Genomic DNA, 19102 nt, shown 5'->3' with positions numbered 1-19102 from the left:
TTAGCTTTGCGCGGCTTTACGGGGGATAAAATCATTCGCCACCGCTTCGCCTTGCGGATTCAGCGGTTGTGGCTGGGGTATTTTCGGGATGGCAACATCCAGATGCGGAAACAGCAACTCGCCAACCCGATACGCTTCTTCCAGATGCGGGTAGCCTGAAAGCACAAAGCTGTCGATGCCAAGCGCGGCGTATTCGTTGATTCGCGCAGCGACCGTCGGACCATCGCCTACCAGCGCCGTCCCGGCACCGCCGCGCACCAAGCCAACGCCCGCCCATAAATTGGGGCTGATCTCCAGATTGTCGCGCTTGCCGTTATGTAGCGCCGCCATTCGCTGTTGTCCTACGGAATCCGTCCGGGCAAATGCGGCTTGTGCTTTGGCGATGGTCTCATCATCAAGATGCGAGATTAACCGCTCGGCGGCCTGCCACGCTTCATCGTTAGTTTCACGAACTATCACATGCAGACGAATACCGAAACGAATTTTGCGTCCATGCGCGGCAGCTTTCGCCCGCACTTGTTCGATTTTCTCTTTAACAAGTTCCGGCGGTTCGCCCCAGGTGAGGTAGAGATCAACTTGTTCTGCCGCCAGCTCCTGGGCGACATCTGACGATCCGCCAAAGTAAAGCGGAGGATACGGCTGTTGAATCGGCGGGAAGAGTAGTTTGGCTCCGCGCACATGAATATGTTTACCGTTGAAATTGACGGTTTCCCCCAGCAATAAGCGCCGCCAGACTTGGGTAAATTCCGCCGAGGCTTCGTAGCGCTCGCTATGGTCGAGGAACACGCCGTCGCCTGCCAGCTCTTGTGGATCGCTGCCTGTGACCAGATTAAACAACGCACGACCATTCGAGAGACGGTCAAGCGTGGCGGCCTGGCGGGCGGCAATGGTAGGAGAGGTTACACTGGGACGCAGGGCGACAAGAAACTTCAGCCGTTGCGTCACCGGGATCATCGACGCGGCAACCAGCCACGCATCTTCGCAGGAGCGCCCCGTTGGGATCAGCACACCGGTATAGCCCAGGCGATCCGCCGCTTGCGCAATTTGTTGCAGATAACCGTGATCAACCGGGCGTGAACCTTCTTCCGTTCCCAGATAATGCCCGTCACCGTGGGTCGGTAAAAACCAGAACATATTCAGACTCATAATTGTTTTCCTTCCAGTTGAGTGGGCTGCCAGATACGCTGGCGGATATCGACTTTTTTCGGCACCAGACGGTTTTCATAAAACAGATCTGCCGTTTGCTGCTGTAAGGCGGCAACTTCGGCGTTAACCGGTTTGATGGTGGTGGGAGGGCGATGATCCAGATACGAGGCAATCACTGGGGCCGGTAAGCCCATCGTTTTTGCCAATAAGGCGATGCTTTGCTCGCGCTGGCTGCGGGTTAACGCATCGGCCTCACTAAAGGTTGCCAGTACACCCTGAATAACTGCGCCGTTTTTTTCTGCATACGGACGGGCTGCCAGATAAAACGATCCGGTTTGATTGAGATCGGTGCCGTCTTTCAACACCCGCACGCCGCCCTGTAATAAAGCAGCGGAGTAGTAGGGATCCCAGATAGCCCAAGCGTCAACGTTACCTTGCTGGAACGCGGCGCGGGCATCAGCGGGTGTCAGGTAAGTGGGTTGTATATCGGTAAACTTAAGCCCGGCCTGGCGTAGTGCGCGTAGTAAAAGATTGTGCGAACTGGAACCTTTTTGAAAGGCAACTTTGTGACCTTTAAGATCGGCTACGGTTTTGATCGGGCTATTTTCTGCCACCAGAATCACTTCGGCTTTGGGCTTCGGCGGCTCGACGCCCACATATACCAAATCAGCTCCGGCAGCCTGGGCAAAGATTGGCGGAATATCTCCGGTACTGCCGAGATCAATACTGCCAACGTTTAACGCCTCCAGCATCTGTGGGCCAGCGGGGAACTCCACCCAGGAGATTTTGGTTTGCGGATAGCGTTTTTCCAGTAACTGGTGGCTTTTTGCCAGCACCATACCAATACTGCCTTTCTGATAGCCTATACGTAACGCTTCAGGCGAGGATTCTGCAGCAACCGCAATCGTAGAGACGCTAAGTAATCCCGCCAGCGCCAGTTGAATGATCTTAAGCATGGGCATTACCTCGCAGAGACAGAAGGTCAGGAACCTGAACATCCCGACGGTGCAATGCCTGCCAGAAAGTTTCCAGCGCGGTATCAAGACGGGTTTGCAGATTTGGCGTGAACTGGGGTTTGTGGTGGTAATCAATTACTTGCGAGTCATCGGCAAACACGCCGTGCAGGATCTCTTGGGCTTTCAGCGCACTTAAAACTGGTTTAAGGGCGTAATCGACCGCCAGCAGATGAGCCACCGTGCCGCCCGTCGCCAGTGGCAGTACCACTTTGCCTTGCAAAGCGCGTTCTGGCAGCAGGTCGAGCAGGGTTTTCAGCGCGCCGGAATAGGCGGCTTTATACACAGGTGTAGCGACTATCAGTCCATCGGCCTGTTGCAGTTGTTCGGTGAAGGTCTTGAGTGCCGGACTATCGAAACGAGCATAAAGCAGATCTTCCGGGGCGAAGTTTTGCAGATTCCAGTGATAAACCTCTACATCCAGGCCATTTAGTTTTTCCCGCGCATATTCCAGCAAGGAGCTGGAACGAGAAGGAAAGCGAGGACTACCCGCCAGGGTGATGACACGCATACTCTCTCCTTATAACCAATTGTTCTTGTTTTGTTAACATTGATAACAATTCGGTCAGTCTGACAGAGGTGGCCCGCGAGTCGAAATGATTTATCTGAGGAAGAAAAGCCAAAAAAAGCATAAAAAAAGCGCAATAAGAAAACGTTTGCTATTTATTGCCACAGGTCAATTCCCTTTTGGTCCGAACTCGCACATAATACGCCCCCGGTTTGCACACCGGGAATCCAGGAGAGTTCATGTACTACCCCTTCGTTCGTAAAGCCCTTTTCCAGCTCGATCCAGAGCGCGCTCATGAGTTTACTTTTCAGCAATTACGCCGTATTACAGGAACGCCGTTTGAAGCACTGGTGCGGCAGAAAGTGCCTGCGAAACCTGTTAACTGCATGGGCCTGACGTTTAAAAATCCGCTTGGTCTGGCAGCCGGTCTTGATAAAGACGGGGAGTGCATTGACGCGTTAGGCGCGATGGGATTTGGATCGATCGAGATCGGTACCGTCACGCCACGTCCACAGCCAGGTAATGACAAGCCGCGTCTCTTTCGTCTGGTAGATGCCGAAGGTTTGATCAACCGTATGGGCTTTAATAATCTTGGCGTTGATAACCTCGTAGAGAACGTAAAAAAAGCCCATTATGATGGCGTCCTGGGTATTAACATCGGCAAAAATAAAGATACGCCGGTGGAGCAGGGTAAAGATGACTATCTGATTTGTATGGAAAAAATCTATGCTTATGCGGGATATATCGCCATCAATATTTCATCGCCGAATACCCCAGGACTACGCACACTGCAATATGGCGAAGCGCTGGATGATCTCTTAACCGCGATTAAAAATAAGCAAAATGATTTGCAAGCGATGCACCATAAATATGTGCCGATCGCAGTGAAGATCGCGCCGGATCTTTCTGAAGAAGAATTGATCCAGGTTGCCGATAGTTTAGTTCGCCATAATATTGATGGCGTTATTGCAACCAATACCACGCTCGATCGTTCTCTGGTTCAGGGAATGAAAAATTGTGATCAAACCGGTGGCTTAAGTGGTCGTCCGCTTCAGTTAAAAAGCACAGAAATTATTCGCCGCTTGTCACAGGAATTAAACGGTCGCTTACCGATCATCGGTGTTGGCGGCATTGACTCGGTTATCGCTGCGCGTGAAAAGATTGCTGCGGGGGCCTCACTGGTGCAAATTTATTCTGGTTTTATTTTTAAAGGTCCGCCGCTGATTAAAGAAATCGTTACCCATATCTAATTATTTCTTCGAATTCCTCTTTATAAGATAATCAGGGCTTTATTTTAAGCCCTGGTTGTTTTATATTCATCACTGTTGCTTATTTAGACATTTTGTACTTTTATTGTTGAGGTTATTAAGCGAAGCGACAATGGATTGTGTTGCTGCGGTTTTATAGGGTAGGGGAGAGGCAAATGCGAATTAAACCAGACGATAACTGGCGTTGGTATTACGATGAAGAGCACGATCGAATGATGCTCGATTTAGCCAATGGTATGCTATTTCGCTCACGTTTTGCGCGCAAAATGTTGACTCCAGATGCCTTTTCTCCCGCAGGCTTTTGCGTTGACGATGCTGCGCTCTATTTCTCGTTTGAAGAAAAGTGCCGCGATTTTAATTTATCTAAAGAACAAAAAGCCGAACTGGTGCTGAATGCACTGGTAGCAATTCGTTATCTCAAACCGCAAATGCCGAAAAGCTGGCATTTTGTTTCCCATGGAGAAATGTGGGTGCCCATGCCGGGCGATGCGGCCTGCGTTTGGTTGAGCGATACTCACGAGCAAGTCAATTTGCTGGTCGTTGAATCTGGCGAAAATGCCGCACTATGCCTGCTGGCACAACCCTGCGTTGTTATTGCGGGTCGCGCGATGCAGCTGGGCGACGCCATCAAAATCATGAACGACAGGCTGAAACCGCAGGTTAATGTTGACAGCTTCAGCCTCGAACAGGCAGTCTAACGCGTCAGCTTAAGCGCAGTCTTCGGTACACAGCTACAGCAAAGAATGGTGCCATCATCGCCCATTGCTGATTTTTTCAGCGGCGTGACTTCGCCTTCTAAAAGCTGAACACGGCAACTTCCACAAATGCCCGCACGGCAAGAATAAGGGATACGAATTCCCTGATTTTCTAATTGCTCCAGCAACACCTGCTGGTTATTTCCACGAAATGCCTGTCCCTGCCAGTCAATATCTACATTTGCGTCCGGTTGTTGCGTGATGTTGACGGTATCATCAGCGGCGGCTGCGCCGTAAATTTTAGCCGGAGCCGTTGCCAGAATTTCCACCTCATCGCCAACGCGAATTACGCCGCTATTACGGGCAATTAAATTCTGACCAAAATCGACATCGCCGTTATCCTGGGCAGTGCGGAAAGATTGCAATGTTTTTAATGGTTCGCCTGCCGGATGTTTTTGCCCTTTTTCTGGACTGACGGTGGTGAAAATACAGCGGCTACAAGGTTTAACCATATCAAACACCACATCACCAATGCGAATCACTTTCCAGCTATCTTCTTCCCAGGCTGACGCGCCGGAAACCACCAGATTGGGGCGGAATTGCTCCATTTTTACACTGGCCGGACAACGTTGTTGGAGATCACGTAACGAGGCTTCGTTAGCAAGAAGGTAAGGATAGCCATCAGCAAATGACAGGGGTACAGTGTTGTGGCGTTTCACGCGCCGCGTCATTTGTGGCCCCACCCAGCGCAACTGCACTTCGCGGGAGAAAAATCCACTTAGCCATTTGTTGATCGCGTCTGGTGCAATTCGCGCGGTAAAATGTGTGCCCCAAACTTCGGTTGGTGCGTCTTGTGTGGCGAAATCAGCAAAACGAACATATGCGCTACTGCCATCTGGTGCGGTGAGATGCAAGCCATCATGCACAGGTGAAGGAGTAAACCGTACCATTTGCGGAAACTGGCGAGCGGTAATAAACGTACCGTCAGGTTCCGTGATCATAAAGATGCGATCGAAGGCCAGACCACTGACATCTGCCAGAGCATGTGTAAGACCAATGCCGCGCATCGATTTAACAGGATGAATAAAAAGCCGGGTTAATGTCGCCACGGTGCGGTCCTCAAATGAAAATAAGCCCTCAACTTTATGACATGACGCGCTTATTAGCTATAATGCGCAACAATTTTCTTAGCGCCTGTCCCATTAGGCTATTTTATTTGTCAGTTTGGCCCAGGGAAGTGCTCGAAATCCTCCCGTACTTGTGTACGCTCCGGTTTCTCCGCGCTGTCCATGTCCAGACTGACTGCAACAATTACGCCTACTGCGGTAGGCTCTTAGAGTAAAAGTGACGATATGAATTCTCTGTTTGCCAGTACGGCCCGTGGGCTGGAAGAGCTGTTAAAAACTGAACTGGAAAACCTGGGGGCCGTTGAATGCCAGGTGGTTCAGGGTGGGGTCCATTTCAAGGGCGACACACGGCTTGTTTACCAGAGCCTGATGTGGAGCCGCCTGGCCTCGCGTATTATGTTGCCGCTGGGCGAGTGTAAGGTTTACAGCGATTTAGACCTCTATCTCGGTGTTCAGGCGATCAACTGGACAGAGATGTTTAATCCTGGCGCGACCTTCGCTGTCCACTTCAGTGGTTTGAATGACACCATCCGCAACAGTCAGTACGGTGCGATGAAAGTGAAAGACGCGATCGTCGATGCTTTCACGCGGAAAAATCTGCCGCGTCCAAATGTTGATCGCGATGCGCCGGATATCCGCGTTAACGTCTGGCTGCATAAAGAAACCGCCAGTATTGCCCTTGATCTCAGTGGTGATGGTTTACATCTGCGTGGCTATCGCGATCGTGCTGGTATTGCGCCGATCAAAGAAACCCTGGCAGCCGCGATTGTTATGCGATCCGGCTGGCAGCCAGGAACACCGCTGCTCGATCCGATGTGTGGTTCCGGTACGTTGCTGATTGAAGCGGCGATGCTGGCGACCGATCGCGCACCAGGCTTGCACCGTGGGCGTTGGGGCTTTAGCGGCTGGGCGCAGCATGATGAAGCTATCTGGCAGGAAGTGAAAGCGGAAGCGCAAACTCGCGCCCGTAAAGGCCTGGCTGAGTATAGCTCTCATTTTTACGGTTCGGACAGCGACGCACGGGTGATTCAACGTGCACGCACTAACGCCCGTCTTGCGGGGATTGGTGAACTGATCACCTTTGAGGTGAAAGATGTCGCGCAACTGACCAATCCGCTGCCGAAAGGGCCGTACGGTACAGTGTTGAGCAACCCGCCATACGGTGAACGTCTGGACAGCGAACCGGCGCTGATTGCGCTGCATAGTCTGCTGGGCCGAATCATGAAAAACCAGTTCGGTGGCTGGAATCTCTCTTTGTTTAGTGCCTCGCCGGATCTGCTAAGTTGCCTGCAGCTGCGTGCAGACAAACAGTACAAGGCGAAAAACGGCCCGCTGGACTGCGTACAGAAAAATTACCACGTTGCCGAAAGCACTCCAGACAGCAAACCGGCGATGGTAGCGGAAGACTACGCTAACCGCCTGCGTAAGAATCTCAAAAAATTCGAGAAGTGGGCTCGCCAGGAAGGGATTGAATGCTACCGCCTGTACGACGCCGATCTGCCGGAATATAACGTTGCCGTTGATCGTTATGCCGACTGGGTGGTGGTGCAGGAGTATGCGCCGCCAAAAACTATTGATGCGCACAAAGCGCGTCAGCGTCTGTTCGATATTATCGCTGCAACCATTTCGGTACTGGGGATTGCGCCAAACAAACTGGTACTGAAAACCCGCGAACGCCAGAAGGGCAAAAATCAGTACCAGAAACTGGGCGAGAAGGGCGAGTTTCTCGAAGTCACCGAATATAACGCTCACTTGTGGGTGAACCTGACGGATTACCTCGATACCGGTCTGTTCCTCGATCACCGTATCGCCCGTCGTATGCTCGGTCAGATGAGCAAAGGCAAAGATTTCCTCAACCTGTTCTCTTATACCGGCAGCGCCACCGTGCATGCGGGATTAGGCGGTGCACGCAGCACCACCACCGTGGATATGTCACGTACTTATCTGGAGTGGGCAGAACGCAACCTGCGTCTGAATGGCCTAACCGGGCGTGCGCATCGCCTGATTCAAGCCGATTGCCTGGCGTGGCTGCGTGAGGCAAATGAACAGTTCGATCTGATCTTTATCGATCCGCCAACCTTCTCTAACTCAAAACGAATGGAAGATGCGTTTGATGTTCAGCGCGATCATCTGGCGCTGATGAAAGATTTGAAACGTCTGCTGCGTGCAGGTGGGACGATCATGTTCTCGAACAACAAACGTGGCTTCCGTATGGATCTCGACGGCCTGGCAAAACTGGGACTGAAAGCACAAGAAATTACGCAAAAAACGCTCTCCCAGGATTTCGCCCGTAACCGCCAGATCCACAACTGCTGGCTGATTACCGCAGCCTGAAAGGAATAGTAATGTCATTAATCAGTATGCATGGCGCATGGCTGTCGTTCAGCGACGCGCCGCTTCTCGATAACGCAGAACTGCATATCGAAGATAACGAACGTGTTTGTCTGGTAGGCCGTAACGGCGCAGGCAAATCGACGTTAATGAAAATCCTCAACCGTGAACAAGGGCTGGATGACGGTCGCATTATTTACGAGCAAGATTTGATTGTAGCTCGTCTGCAACAGGATCCGCCGCGTAACGTTGAGGGTAGCGTTTATGATTTCGTTGCCGAAGGCATTGAAGAACAAGCGGAATACCTGAAACGCTATCACGATATTTCGCGCCTGGTGATGAACGACCCGAGCGAGAAAAATCTCAACGAACTGGCGAAGGTTCAGGAACAGTTGGATCACCACAACCTGTGGCAGCTGGAAAACCGCATTAACGAAGTGCTGGCGCAACTGGGGTTAGACCCTAACGTTGCGCTGTCGTCGCTTTCCGGCGGCTGGTTGCGTAAAGCGGCATTAGGACGCGCGCTGGTGAGCAATCCGCGCGTATTGCTGCTCGACGAACCGACTAACCACCTGGATATCGAAACCATCGACTGGCTGGAAGGGTTTCTCAAAACCTTCAATGGGACGATTATTTTCATCTCCCACGACCGTTCGTTTATCCGCAATATGGCGACGCGCATTGTTGATCTCGATCGCGGCAAGCTGGTGACCTATCCTGGGAATTACGACCAGTACCTGCTGGAAAAAGAAGAAGCCCTGCGCGTGGAAGAACTACAAAATGCCGAGTTCGATCGCAAACTGGCGCAGGAAGAGGTGTGGATCCGCCAGGGGATCAAAGCACGCCGTACCCGTAATGAAGGCCGCGTACGCGCCCTGAAAGCAATGCGTCGCGAGCGTGGCGAACGTCGCGAAGTGATGGGTACCGCAAAGATGCAGGTGGAAGAGGCCAGCCGCTCCGGTAAGATCGTTTTCGAAATGGAAGACGTTTGCTACCAGGTCGACGGTAAGCAACTGGTGAAAGATTTTTCTGCCCAGGTTCTACGTGGCGACAAAATTGCCCTGATTGGTCCTAATGGGTGCGGCAAAACCACGCTGCTGAAACTGATGCTCGGTCAGCTTCAGGCGGACAGCGGGCGTATTCACGTTGGCACCAAACTGGAAGTGGCTTATTTCGATCAGCACCGTGCGGAACTGGATCCCGATAAAACGGTGATGGATAACCTTGCTGAAGGTAAGCAAGAGGTGATGGTTAACGGCAAGCCACGCCATGTTTTGGGCTATTTGCAGGACTTCCTGTTCCATCCGAAACGGGCGATGACGCCGGTACGTGCGCTTTCTGGCGGTGAGCGTAACCGCTTGTTGTTGGCGCGTTTGTTCCTCAAACCAAGCAACTTATTGATTCTTGACGAACCGACCAACGATCTTGATGTTGAAACGCTGGAACTGCTGGAAGAACTGATCGACAGCTACCAGGGCACGGTATTGCTGGTGAGCCACGATCGTCAGTTTGTCGATAACACCGTTACAGAATGCTGGATCTTCGAAGGCGGCGGTAAAATTGGTCGTTATGTCGGCGGTTATCATGATGCCCGTGGTCAGCAAGAACAGTATGTGGCGCTCAAACAGCCTGCGGTGAAAAAAATCGAAGAAGCCGCCGCGCCAAAAGCAGAAACTGTAAAACGCAGCAGTAGCAAACTAAGCTATAAATTGCAGCGCGAACTGGAGCAGCTACCGCAATTGCTCGAAGATCTGGAGGCGAAGCTGGAAGCCCTACAGACGCAGGTGGCGGATGCTTCCTTCTTCAGTCAGCCCCATGAGCAGACACAAAAAGTGCTCGCCGATATGGCTGCTGCAGAGCAGGAGCTGGAGCAAGCCTTTGAACGCTGGGAGTATCTTGAAGCGTTAAAAAATGGTGGCTGATCGCAAAATAGTCGATTTAAACAGAGACAGCTGACAACGGTAAAATTGCCTGATGAACTGGGTTTATCAGGCATGAAAACCAACACTTTGTTCGTCATCTGTAAAATAGCGCATCATTAAGGAGTACCAATGTGCGAACATCATCATGCCGCGAAGCACATCCTGTGCTCGCAGTGTGACATGCTGGTGGCGTTACCGCGCCTTGAGCATGGTCAGAAAGCGGCATGTCCCCGGTGTGGCACAACGTTAACCGTGGCGTGGGATGCCCCTCGGCAGCGTCCCACCGCTTATGCGTTGGCTGCACTGTTCATGCTGTTGCTGTCCAACTTGTTTCCTTTTGTGAATATGAACGTTGCAGGAGTTACCAGTGAAATTACATTACTGGAAATTCCCGGCGTGCTTTTTTCTGAGGACTACGCCAGCCTCGGCACCTTTTTCCTGTTGTTTGTGCAACTGGTTCCCGCGTTTTGTCTGATAACCATTCTGTTACTGGTGAATCGCGCGGAATTACCGGTCCGTTTAAAAGAGCAACTGGCACGGGTGCTTTTTCAACTCAAAACCTGGGGAATGGCGGAGATTTTCCTCGCGGGTGTGCTGGTCAGTTTCGTTAAACTGATGGCTTACGGCAGCATTGGCGTAGGCAGCAGCTTTCTCCCCTGGTGTTTATTTTGTGTCCTGCAACTGCGCGCCTTTCAGTGCGTTGATCGTCGCTGGTTATGGGACGATATCGCCCCGATGCCAGAACTGCGCCAGCCGCTAAAACCTGGCGTCACGGGGATACGTCAGGGGCTGCGTTCGTGCTCCTGTTGTACGGCAATCCTTCCTGCTGACGAACCCGTGTGCCCGCGTTGTAGTACCAAAGGGTACGTTCGACGTAGAAACAGCCTGCAATGGACACTCGCGCTGCTTGTAACGTCCATCATGCTGTACCTTCCGGCTAATATTTTGCCCATCATGGTGACGGATTTATTAGGCTCGAAGATGCCATCGACGATTCTCGCTGGGGTCATCCTGTTATGGAGCGAAGGATCTTATCCCGTCGCTGCGGTTATCTTTCTGGCCAGTATTATGGTGCCAACGTTAAAAATGATCGCCATAGCGTGGTTGTGTTGGGATGCCAAAGGGCATGGCAAGCGCGATAGTGAAAGAATGCATTTGATTTATGAAGTTGTTGAGTTTGTAGGCCGCTGGTCGATGATTGACGTTTTCGTTATCGCGGTGCTCTCGGCGCTGGTGCGTATGGGAGGTTTAATGAGTATTTATCCGGCAATGGGTGCATTAATGTTTGCTTTAGTCGTCATAATGACAATGTTTTCTGCTATGACGTTTGACCCGCGTTTGTCGTGGGATCGTCAACCTGAATCAGAGCATGAGGAGTCCTGACAGTATGGAATCTAATAATGGGGAAGCCAAAATCCAGAAAGTGAAGAACTGGTCTCCCGTGTGGATATTTCCTATCGTCACGGCGCTCATTGGGGCCTGGGTTCTTTTTTATCATTACAGCCATCAGGGGCCGGAAGTGACCCTGATCACCGCGAATGCGGAAGGAATAGAAGGTGGTAAAACCACAATTAAAAGCCGTAGCGTTGACGTCGGCGTGGTTGAAAGCGCCACACTGGCTGATGATTTGACGCACGTTGAAATCAAAGCGCGGCTGAATTCCGGTATGGAAAAATTGCTGCATAAAGATACCGTCTTTTGGGTGGTGAAACCGCAGATTGGTCGAGAAGGGATTAGCGGCCTGGGAACGCTGCTGTCTGGGGTTTATATCGAACTGCAGCCAGGCGCGAAAGGCAGCAAAATGGATAAATACGATTTGCTGGACTCGCCACCGTTGGCCCCGCCTGATGCGAAAGGTATCCGTGTGATTCTCGATAGCAAAAAAGCCGGGCAGCTCTCGCCAGGAGATCCCGTGCTGTTCCGTGGCTATCGGGTAGGTTCGGTTGAAACCAGCACCTTCGATACGCAAAAACGCAATATCAGCTATCAACTGTTCATCAATGCACCTTATGACCGTCTGGTGACCAGCAATGTTCGCTTCTGGAAAGATAGTGGCATTGCGGTTGATTTGACGTCAGCGGGAATGCGTGTGGAGATGGGCTCATTGACAACGCTGCTTAGTGGCGGTGTCAGCTTTGATGTGCCGGAAGGTCTGGATTTAGGGCAGCCAGTGGCACCGAAAACAGCTTTCGTTTTGTATGATGATCAGAAGAGCATTCAGGATTCGTTGTACACCGATCACATTGATTATCTGATGTTCTTTAAAGATTCGGTACGCGGTCTGCAACCGGGAGCTCCGGTAGAATTCCGGGGTATTCGCCTGGGTACCGTAAGCAAAGTGCCATTCTTTGCGCCGAATATGCGTCAGACATTTAACGATGATTACCGTATTCCGGTACTGATTCGTATCGAGCCAGAGCGGCTGAAAATGCAGCTTGGCGAAAATGCGGATGTTGTTGAGCACCTTGGCGAATTGTTGAAACGTGGTTTACGCGGATCGCTGAAAACCGGAAACCTGGTCACTGGCGCACTGTATGTTGATCTCGATTTCTATCCAAATACGCCTGCAATAACCGGTATTCGTGAATTTAATGGTTATCAGATTATCCCGACCGTTAGCGGCGGTCTGGCGCAAATCCAGCAACGACTGATGGAAGCGTTGGATAAGATCAACAAACTGCCATTGAATCCGATGATTGAACAGGCAACCAGTACGCTTTCTGAAAGTCAGCGCACAATGAAAAACCTGCAAACGACGCTGGATAGCATGAACAAGATCCTCGCCAGCCAGTCGATGCAGCAGTTGCCGACGGATATGCAGTCAACGTTGCGTGAATTGAATCGCAGTATGCAGGGCTTCCAGCCTGGCTCCGCAGCCTACAACAAGATGGTGGCGGATATGCAGCGACTTGATCAGGTGTTGCGAGAACTGCAACCGGTGCTGAAAACGCTCAACGAGAAGAGTAACGCGCTGGTATTTGAAGCGAAGGACAAAAAAGATCCAGAGCCGAAGAGGGCGAAACAATGAAAAAGTGGCTAGTGACGATTGCGGCACTGTGGCTGGCCGGATGCAGCTCCGGCGAAATTAATAAAAACTATTACCAGTTACCTGTGGTGCAGAGCGGTACACAAAGTACCGCCAGCCAGGGTAATCGCCTGTTATGGGTAGAGCAGGTCGCTGTTCCTGACTATCTGGCCGGAAATGGTGTGGTTTATCAAACCAGTGATGTGAAGTATGTGATTGCCAACAACAACTTGTGGGCCAGCCCGTTGGATCAACAGTTGCGCAACACCCTGGTAGCCAACCTGAGCACGCAACTGCCCGGCTGGGTGGTTGCCTCCCAGCCTCTGGGAAGCGCCCAGGACACGCTCAATGTTACCGTAACGGAGTTTAACGGTCGCTATGATGGCAAGGTCATTGTCAGTGGTGAGTGGCTGTTGAACCACCAGGGACAACTGATCAAACGTCCGTTCCGTCTGGAAGGAGTGCAAACTCAGGATGGTTACGATGAGATGGTTAAAGTGCTGGCCGGTGTCTGGAGTCAGGAAGCCGCTTCTATTGCGCAAGAGATAAAGCGTCTACCGTAATCATAAAGATTTGTAAATATAACCGTCTCCGGTATGTTGCCTGAGGCGGTTTTTTTGTTTCTAACTTGCGGAAAAAGTTGTTCCTCTTCACATTTTTTGTACAACTGACATGCCCGTGTAGCTCACAAATATGACAGTGGCGTGAATTTTGCGCATTGACGGCAGTTATGATTCGCGGTATTGCTTAACTGTGATTGCACATTTAGTAATCACTGTTTTCTTTTCCACCAGAAACCAGTATGAGGGAAACGAGGCATGAAGAGACAAAAACGAGATCGCCTGGAACGGGCACATCAACGTGGTTATCAGGCCGGCATAGCCGGACGCTCAAAAGAAATGTGTCCCTATCAGACGCTGAATCAAAGGTCACAATGGCTGGGAGGCTGGCGAGAAGCCATGGCGGACAGGGTAGTAATGGCCTGATTCTGTCTCTTTAAAAAGAAACCTCCGCATTGCGGAGGTTTCGCCTTTTGATACTCTGTCTGATTATAATCAGAAGGCAGACGTATCCTGGAACAGACCGACTTTCAGGTCGCTGGCGGTATAGATCAGACGACCATCAACCAGCACTTCGCCATCTGCCAGACCCATAATCAGACGACGATTAACAATGCGTTTAAAGTGAATACGGTAGGTCACTTTTTTCGCTGTCGGCAGTACCTGACCAGTGAATTTCACTTCGCCAACGCCCAGCGCGCGGCCTTTACCTTCGCCGCCCAGCCAGCCGAGGTAGAACCCTACCAGCTGCCACATTGCGTCCAGGCCCAGGCATCCTGGCATAACCGGATCGCCAATGAAGTGGCATCCGAAGAACCACAGATCCGGATTGATATCCAGTTCTGCTTCAACATACCCTTTGTCGAAGTTACCACCCGTTTCGGTCATTTTGACCACACGGTCCATCATCAGCATGTTCGGTGCTGGCAATTGCGGGCCTTTAGCGCCAAACAGTTCACCGCGACCAGAGGCAAGAAGGTCTTCTTTTGTATAGGATTCGCGTTTATCTACCATGTTCTCTGTAAGCCTTATTTTATTGAAGCACGCAGGATAGCTAACACGTGTACGCTGAACAAGTCCGATCAGTTCGGAATAAACCAGTTCAGCCAACGTAATGGCCATGGAAAACGGTGACGTCCTTCCTGTTGCGATGCTTGCGCGATACGTTCCTGGATGGTTTGCATCAGCGTCGTTTGGCCTTCGCCATCCCACACCAGATTTAATAATAACGGCAGTGCGTCAGTCACATCGTCTACTGCCCAGATGGTGAATTTGCCTTCTTCTACCGCTTTCACCAGTTCACTGTGAAGACTTAAATGGCGAATGTTAGCAGTGGGGATAATGACACCTTGTTTCCCGGTTAACTCACGTTGCTGGCAAATAGCAAAGAAGCCTTCGATTTTCTCATTTAAACCACCGACCGGCTGGGCACGACCGAACTGATCGACTGAACCTGTGATAGCGATACTCTGATTCACCGGCACATCGGCGAGGGCGCTTATCAGGGCGCAGAGTTCAGCCATCGAGGCGCTATCGCCATCCACTTCACTGTATGACTGCTCAAATGTCAGCGATGCTGAGAAGGGGATCTGTTGCTCAAGCTGTAGTTCCGACATCAGGAACGCCTGCATGATCATCATCCCTTTCGCATGGATATTGCCGCCAAGCTCCGCTTTGCGTTCGATGTCGGTGAATTCACCATCGCCAATATGCACAACGCAGCTAATGCGAGAAGGTTCGCCAAAAGCGCGTGGATGACCCGGAAATTCAATGACCGAAAGGGCGTTAATTTGCCCGATGCGTTCGCCTTCGGTTTCAATCAGGATTTGCTCCTGAAGAATCTCATCCTGCATGCGTTCAGCGAGGAAACCTTCGCGCCATTCACGCTGCTGTAGCATTAAGTTTAGCTGCTCGCCGGAGAAGGTGTCGCCATCGCACAGGGAGGCGACCTCTTTACACTGGCGGAGGATCCACTGCGGGCTAAGCGGAAGTGTTTCTTGTTCACCGGTGTAGCGGGCTGCTTCGCGGATAAGTACCGGCCAGGCATCCGCTCCCGGTGCAGGTAAGTGATTATGTCTGGCGGTCAATGTTACCCAGCGACACCACTGGCTTACTGACTCCGCATCGACAATCTGCAGAGTATCTTCAAATTCGCTATAAATAGCCTGCTCTGAAAGCTCTGGTTCCATCTCCTGGAAATCAGCCAATGATTCGCGTTCGCCTACCAGAATGACTTTCAGCTTCAATGGCATCGAAGGCACAGAGACGGGGAGAGGGCGCGACTCATCAAACGCAACCCAGTCAAAACGCTCGCGGTTAACGATATTTTTCAGCCGCATCCACAGCAGAGGTTGCGCCAGCAGTGTACGCAAAGAGATGATGAGAATACCGCCATTTGCCTGATGCACCAGACCAGGCTGCAGGGTAATGTCGCCATTAAACTGGCGCAGGCAGCCAAAGAGTTGCTCTGCTTCTACCCAGTCGGCAGCGACAACTTGCGTTAAAGTCGCAAAATTATCATCTGCACTCACTGCGTTACGTAAGCGGATGGTGTGGCCGGAAACCTCATAGTGACCGCCCACCAGTTGGCCTGCATCACTTTGTAGCGCACGCGCGGCATCGGCAATAAGATTCAGATACTCAGACTCTTCCGGGGCCTTCGCCAGCATAAAAGAGGAGGATGCTCGCGTATGCAGCAACTGCTCCAGCGCAAATTGCAGTCGCGGTTGAGTATCACTGAATAAAAGATCGTTTTCGTCAATCAAATGTGGCTGAGCAAATATTTCCTGATAGCTATCGGTATCAGGAACCAGGTCACGCCATGCAAGTTTCGTAATGGTCAAAGTTGATGTTTTTTAGTCTGTTGTCAAAGCCGCGATTATACCGTAACCGGCACTACAGCACACGTAGAAAGCACCGACAATACTCCTGGCATGGGCGTTAAAGCTCACAGGATGGAGATTCTTTTCTTCACTGGCCTAAAAAGCTGATATTCTGTAAAGAGTTACACGGTAACATTGAGATCGCTATGAAATATCAACAACTTGAAAATCTTGAAAGCGGTTGGAAATGGAAGTATCTGGTGAAGAAGCATCGCGAAGGGGAGTTAATCACCCGTTACATAGAAGCCAGTGCCGCCCAGGAAGCCGTCGATGTGTTGCTCTCGCTGGAAAATGAACCCGTGCTGGTAAATGGCTGGATTGACAAGCATATGAATCCGGAACTGGTCAATCGCATGAAGCAAACCATTCGGGCCAGACGGAAGCGCCATTTTAATGCGGAACACCAGCATACGCGCAAAAAATCGATCGATCTGGAATTTATTGTCTGGCAACGTCTGGCTGGTCTTGCGCAGCGTCGCGGTAAAACGCTTTCTGAAACGATTGTTCAGCTGATTGAAGATGCGGAAAACAAAGAGAAATACGCGAATAAAATGTCTTCTTTGAAGCAGGATCTGCAGGCATTGCTGGGTAAGGAATAACTGACGAAAGTCAGTTCAATTTACGCAAGGCGAAAAAAAACCCCGCAGCAGCGGGGTTTTTCTACCAGACGAGAACTTAAGCCTGCGGCTGAGTTACAACGTCTTTGATACCTTTAACTTCGATCTCTACGCGACGATCCGGAGCCAGGCAGTCGATCAGTGCAGCACGCTGTTTCACGTTGTCACAGGTGTTGCCAGTAACCGGGTTGGATTCGCCCATGCCACGTGCGGAGATTTTGTCTGCCGGGATACCTTTAGAGATCAGGTAATCAACAACAGACTGAGCACGGCGCTCGGACAGACCCTGGTTGTAAGCGTCAGAACCGATGCGGTCGGTGTAACCCAGAACAACTACGGAACCGTCTTTCGGATCCAGGTTGCTCAGCTGGCTGTACAGCTGATCCAGAGCAGCCTGACCTTCCGGTTTCAGGGTTGCTTTGTTGAAGGTGAACAGAACGTCAGACTTCAGAGTGAAGTGCTTGGTCTGTACTTCCGGTGCCGGAGCTGGAGCCGGAGCAACTACTGGAGCTGCTTCGCCCTGACCGAAACGGTAGGAAACACCCAGGCTCAGCATGCCGTTGTCCGGACGAGTGCCGATGGTGTGTGCGTCACCGATGTTGTTGGTCCACTGGTATTCCAGACGGGTAGCGATTTCAGGAGTGATCGCATACTCAACACCGCCAGCGAAGACCGGAGAAACGCCGGTGTCGTGGTTTTTACCATCAAAGTTGGATTTAGTGTCTGCACGCCATACCATACCACCCAGACGAGTGTATACGTCCAGATCGTCAGTGATTGGGTAACCCAGTTTAGCGGTCAGCTGAACGCCCTGAGCTTTATATGCACCGTTTTCAACGCTGCCTTTGTATGGCATACGACCTAACCAGTCATAACCCATTTCAAAGCCAACATACGGGTTAACCTGGTAACCACCAAAAGCACCAGCGCCCAGTTGGTTTTCATGGGTCGGACCATTGTTGTTGATGAAACCAGTGTCATGGTACTGGGACCAGCCCAGTTTAGCACCAGTGTACCAGGTGTTATCTTTCGGAGCGGCCTGCGCTACGGTAGCGAAACCAGCCAGTGCCACTGCAATCGCGATAGCTGTCTTTTTCATTTTTTGCGCCTCGTTATCATCCAAAATACGCCATGAATATCTCCAACGAGATAACACGGTTAAATCCTTCACCGGGGATCTGCTCAATATTAACTCTACCGATATCTTCGGCTTATGCCGAGCACCCCTGGCGATGTAAAGTCTACAACGTAGTTGAAAACTTACAAGTGTGAACTCCGTCAGGCATATGAAAAAAAAGTCTTGTATAAGGTACGTTTAATCTTTTTTGTCAGCGACAATTTACAGAAGAAAATCGCGGAAACCGCTTCAGACAAGCCTCCGCAAGGAAAATTAGTCACGACTGAAAGCATTGGCTGGGCGACAAAAAAAGTTCCAGGATTAATCCTAAATTTACTTAATGATACAAATTAGAGTGAATTTTTAGCCCGGAAAGTTGTCTCGTTGCGTGAGAGGATGCGCTTACCGGACGCATAATAAACCCCATAGCGTTACCTTCATTTGCCGCATCAACAAGTTCAGCATGCTCTTCTTCAGTCAAATCATCTGCCAACCAACCGATCACCACACTGTAATTGCCCGTGCGTAAAGCGCGAACCATTGACTCCACAGTGTGGCAAGGGGAGAGCTGGCTAATCTGCATCACTTTCGTTAAGGGTAGCCCAGATGCCTGAACCCATTCCCGACTCAGTTTTTGTTGCGGTGTTAACCAGAGTTGCCAGCGCGATTGCTGACCGAGTTGCTGTAACAATGGCAACAGTAGAAGTTGCGTCATCATGGGCTGATCTTCGCGATAGACAACTTCACTGATAAGCCCGGCTGTAGTGTTTTCCGTAGAGACACGCGCAATTTTACTTGCTGCGGATGAGAACGACGAAGAACGATGTGCATAGCCTGAAGTGTACATAATCAATCCAGCCCCTGTGAGTTACTGTATGGATGTACAGTACA

17 protein-coding genes are annotated in these 19102 nt (G+C 51.0%); 9 read left to right on the top strand and 8 right to left on the bottom strand.

Annotation, left to right across the window (positions count from 1 at the left end; genetic code table 11):
- Genes ssuD through ssuE form a run of 3 tightly spaced genes read right to left on the bottom strand, consistent with a single transcriptional unit; the run spans position 1 to position 2670 of the window.
- A complete protein-coding gene (gene ssuD, locus ACK8NJ_RS15195) occupies positions 1–1146 on the bottom strand; it encodes an FMNH2-dependent alkanesulfonate monooxygenase (protein ID WP_411961768.1) in 1146 nt (381 codons plus the stop codon).
- A complete protein-coding gene (ssuA, locus tag ACK8NJ_RS15190; RefSeq protein ID WP_411961767.1) occupies positions 1143–2102 on the bottom strand; it encodes an aliphatic sulfonate ABC transporter substrate-binding protein SsuA in 960 nt (319 codons plus the stop codon). The genes ssuD and ssuA overlap by 4 nt, the downstream gene beginning before the upstream one ends.
- Positions 2095–2670, bottom strand: a complete 576-nt coding sequence (gene ssuE / locus ACK8NJ_RS15185; RefSeq protein WP_001263932.1) for an NADPH-dependent FMN reductase — start codon at positions 2668–2670, stop codon at positions 2095–2097. Before ssuE ends, ssuA begins: the two co-directional genes overlap by 8 nt.
- A 236-nt stretch (positions 2671–2906) precedes the next feature.
- Between ssuE and pyrD the strand changes: the two genes are divergently transcribed.
- The gene (gene pyrD / locus ACK8NJ_RS15180; protein ID WP_001305914.1) at positions 2907–3917 is read left to right on the top strand and encodes a quinone-dependent dihydroorotate dehydrogenase; all 1011 of its coding nucleotides are present in this window, start codon (positions 2907–2909) and stop codon (positions 3915–3917) included.
- Between the two features lie 173 nt (positions 3918–4090).
- Positions 4091–4633 carry a cell division protein ZapC gene (gene zapC / locus ACK8NJ_RS15175; protein ID WP_001295353.1) on the top strand — a complete coding sequence of 181 codons (543 nt, stop codon included), beginning with the start codon at positions 4091–4093 and terminating at the stop codon, positions 4631–4633.
- Here zapC and ycbX read toward each other — a convergent pair.
- Positions 4630–5739 (bottom strand): 6-N-hydroxylaminopurine resistance protein YcbX, encoded by a 1110-nt coding sequence (gene ycbX, locus ACK8NJ_RS15170; protein ID WP_411961766.1) that lies wholly within the window; start codon positions 5737–5739, stop codon positions 4630–4632. The two genes, zapC and ycbX, sit on opposite strands and share 4 nt — an antisense overlap.
- A gap of 243 nt (positions 5740–5982) precedes the next feature.
- On the opposite strand from ycbX, the gene rlmKL reads away from it, so the two are divergent.
- From rlmKL to rmf, 6 genes are all read left to right on the top strand, one after another.
- A complete protein-coding gene (gene rlmKL, locus ACK8NJ_RS15165; RefSeq protein ID WP_001086527.1) occupies positions 5983–8091 on the top strand; it encodes a bifunctional 23S rRNA (guanine(2069)-N(7))-methyltransferase RlmK/23S rRNA (guanine(2445)-N(2))-methyltransferase RlmL in 2109 nt (702 codons plus the stop codon).
- Positions 8092–8102: 11 nt separating this feature from the next.
- A complete protein-coding gene (locus ACK8NJ_RS15160) occupies positions 8103–10010 on the top strand; it encodes an ABC transporter ATP-binding protein (protein ID WP_000053080.1) in 1908 nt (635 codons plus the stop codon).
- Positions 10011–10139: 129 nt separating this feature from the next.
- Positions 10140–11393 carry a membrane integrity-associated transporter subunit PqiA gene (gene pqiA, locus ACK8NJ_RS15155; protein WP_000333176.1) on the top strand — a complete coding sequence of 418 codons (1254 nt, stop codon included), beginning with the start codon at positions 10140–10142 and terminating at the stop codon, positions 11391–11393.
- Positions 11394–11397: 4 nt separating this feature from the next.
- Positions 11398–13038 carry an intermembrane transport protein PqiB gene (gene pqiB, locus ACK8NJ_RS15150; protein ID WP_000445541.1) on the top strand — a complete coding sequence of 547 codons (1641 nt, stop codon included), beginning with the start codon at positions 11398–11400 and terminating at the stop codon, positions 13036–13038.
- On the top strand, positions 13035–13598 hold the full coding sequence (gene pqiC / locus ACK8NJ_RS15145) for a membrane integrity-associated transporter subunit PqiC (RefSeq protein ID WP_000759107.1): 564 nt from the start codon (positions 13035–13037) through the stop codon (positions 13596–13598). Before pqiB ends, pqiC begins: the two co-directional genes overlap by 4 nt.
- A gap of 255 nt (positions 13599–13853) precedes the next feature.
- Positions 13854–14021, top strand: a complete 168-nt coding sequence (gene rmf, locus ACK8NJ_RS15140; protein WP_000828648.1) for a ribosome modulation factor — start codon at positions 13854–13856, stop codon at positions 14019–14021.
- A 69-nt stretch (positions 14022–14090) separates the two neighbouring features.
- Here rmf and fabA read toward each other — a convergent pair whose 3' ends face one another.
- Both fabA and ACK8NJ_RS15130 read right to left on the bottom strand, forming a co-directional pair.
- Complete coding sequence (fabA, locus tag ACK8NJ_RS15135) at positions 14091–14609, bottom strand: bifunctional 3-hydroxydecanoyl-ACP dehydratase/trans-2-decenoyl-ACP isomerase (protein WP_000227927.1); 519 nt, start codon at positions 14607–14609, stop codon at positions 14091–14093.
- Between the two features lie 68 nt (positions 14610–14677).
- Entirely contained in the window at positions 14678–16438 is a 1761-nt protein-coding gene (locus tag ACK8NJ_RS15130) for an AAA family ATPase (RefSeq protein WP_411961764.1), read from the bottom strand.
- 185 nt (positions 16439–16623) lie between these two features.
- On the opposite strand from ACK8NJ_RS15130, the gene matP reads away from it, so the two are divergent.
- On the top strand, positions 16624–17076 hold the full coding sequence (matP, locus tag ACK8NJ_RS15125; RefSeq protein ID WP_000877161.1) for a macrodomain Ter protein MatP: 453 nt from the start codon (positions 16624–16626) through the stop codon (positions 17074–17076).
- Positions 17077–17152: 76 nt separating this feature from the next.
- Here matP and ompA read toward each other — a convergent pair whose 3' ends face one another.
- Together ompA and sulA are read right to left on the bottom strand one after the other, a co-directional pair.
- Entirely contained in the window at positions 17153–18193 is a 1041-nt protein-coding gene (gene ompA / locus ACK8NJ_RS15120; protein ID WP_001314606.1) for a porin OmpA, read from the bottom strand.
- Positions 18194–18548: 355 nt separating this feature from the next.
- Positions 18549–19058, bottom strand: coding sequence for an SOS-induced cell division inhibitor SulA (gene sulA, locus ACK8NJ_RS15115; RefSeq protein ID WP_000288710.1), 510 nt, complete (start codon positions 19056–19058; stop codon positions 18549–18551).
- Between the last annotated feature and the right edge of the window lie 44 nt (positions 19059–19102).

This window comes from Escherichia sp. F1, assembly GCF_046764225.1.
Classification (GTDB): Bacteria; Pseudomonadota; Gammaproteobacteria; order Enterobacterales; family Enterobacteriaceae; genus Escherichia; species Escherichia coli.
This window is presented reverse-complemented; position numbering and strand designations above follow the sequence as displayed.

Excerpts from the sequence above, each read along its gene's own strand:
- pqiC (WP_000759107.1), top strand. The coding sequence starts at position 13,035 with ATGAAAAAGTGGCTAGTGACGATTGCGGCACTGTGGCTGGCCGGATGC.
- zapC (WP_001295353.1), top strand. The coding sequence starts at position 4,091 with ATGCGAATTAAACCAGACGATAACTGGCGTTGGTATTACGATGAAGAG.
- rmf (WP_000828648.1), top strand. The coding sequence starts at position 13,854 with ATGAAGAGACAAAAACGAGATCGCCTGGAACGGGCACATCAACGTGGT.
- ompA (WP_001314606.1), bottom strand. The coding sequence starts at position 18,193 with ATGAAAAAGACAGCTATCGCGATTGCAGTGGCACTGGCTGGTTTCGCT.
- ssuE (WP_001263932.1), bottom strand. The coding sequence starts at position 2,670 with ATGCGTGTCATCACCCTGGCGGGTAGTCCTCGCTTTCCTTCTCGTTCC.
- pqiB (WP_000445541.1), top strand. The coding sequence starts at position 11,398 with ATGGAATCTAATAATGGGGAAGCCAAAATCCAGAAAGTGAAGAACTGG.
- pyrD (WP_001305914.1), top strand. The coding sequence starts at position 2,907 with ATGTACTACCCCTTCGTTCGTAAAGCCCTTTTCCAGCTCGATCCAGAG.
- sulA (WP_000288710.1), bottom strand. The coding sequence starts at position 19,058 with ATGTACACTTCAGGCTATGCACATCGTTCTTCGTCGTTCTCATCCGCA.
- rlmKL (WP_001086527.1), top strand. The coding sequence starts at position 5,983 with ATGAATTCTCTGTTTGCCAGTACGGCCCGTGGGCTGGAAGAGCTGTTA.
- matP (WP_000877161.1), top strand. The coding sequence starts at position 16,624 with ATGAAATATCAACAACTTGAAAATCTTGAAAGCGGTTGGAAATGGAAG.
- ACK8NJ_RS15160 (WP_000053080.1), top strand. The coding sequence starts at position 8,103 with ATGTCATTAATCAGTATGCATGGCGCATGGCTGTCGTTCAGCGACGCG.
- ssuD (WP_411961768.1), bottom strand. The coding sequence starts at position 1,146 with ATGAGTCTGAATATGTTCTGGTTTTTACCGACCCACGGTGACGGGCAT.
- ssuA (WP_411961767.1), bottom strand. The coding sequence starts at position 2,102 with ATGCTTAAGATCATTCAACTGGCGCTGGCGGGATTACTTAGCGTCTCT.
- fabA (WP_000227927.1), bottom strand. The coding sequence starts at position 14,609 with ATGGTAGATAAACGCGAATCCTATACAAAAGAAGACCTTCTTGCCTCT.
- pqiA (WP_000333176.1), top strand. The coding sequence starts at position 10,140 with ATGTGCGAACATCATCATGCCGCGAAGCACATCCTGTGCTCGCAGTGT.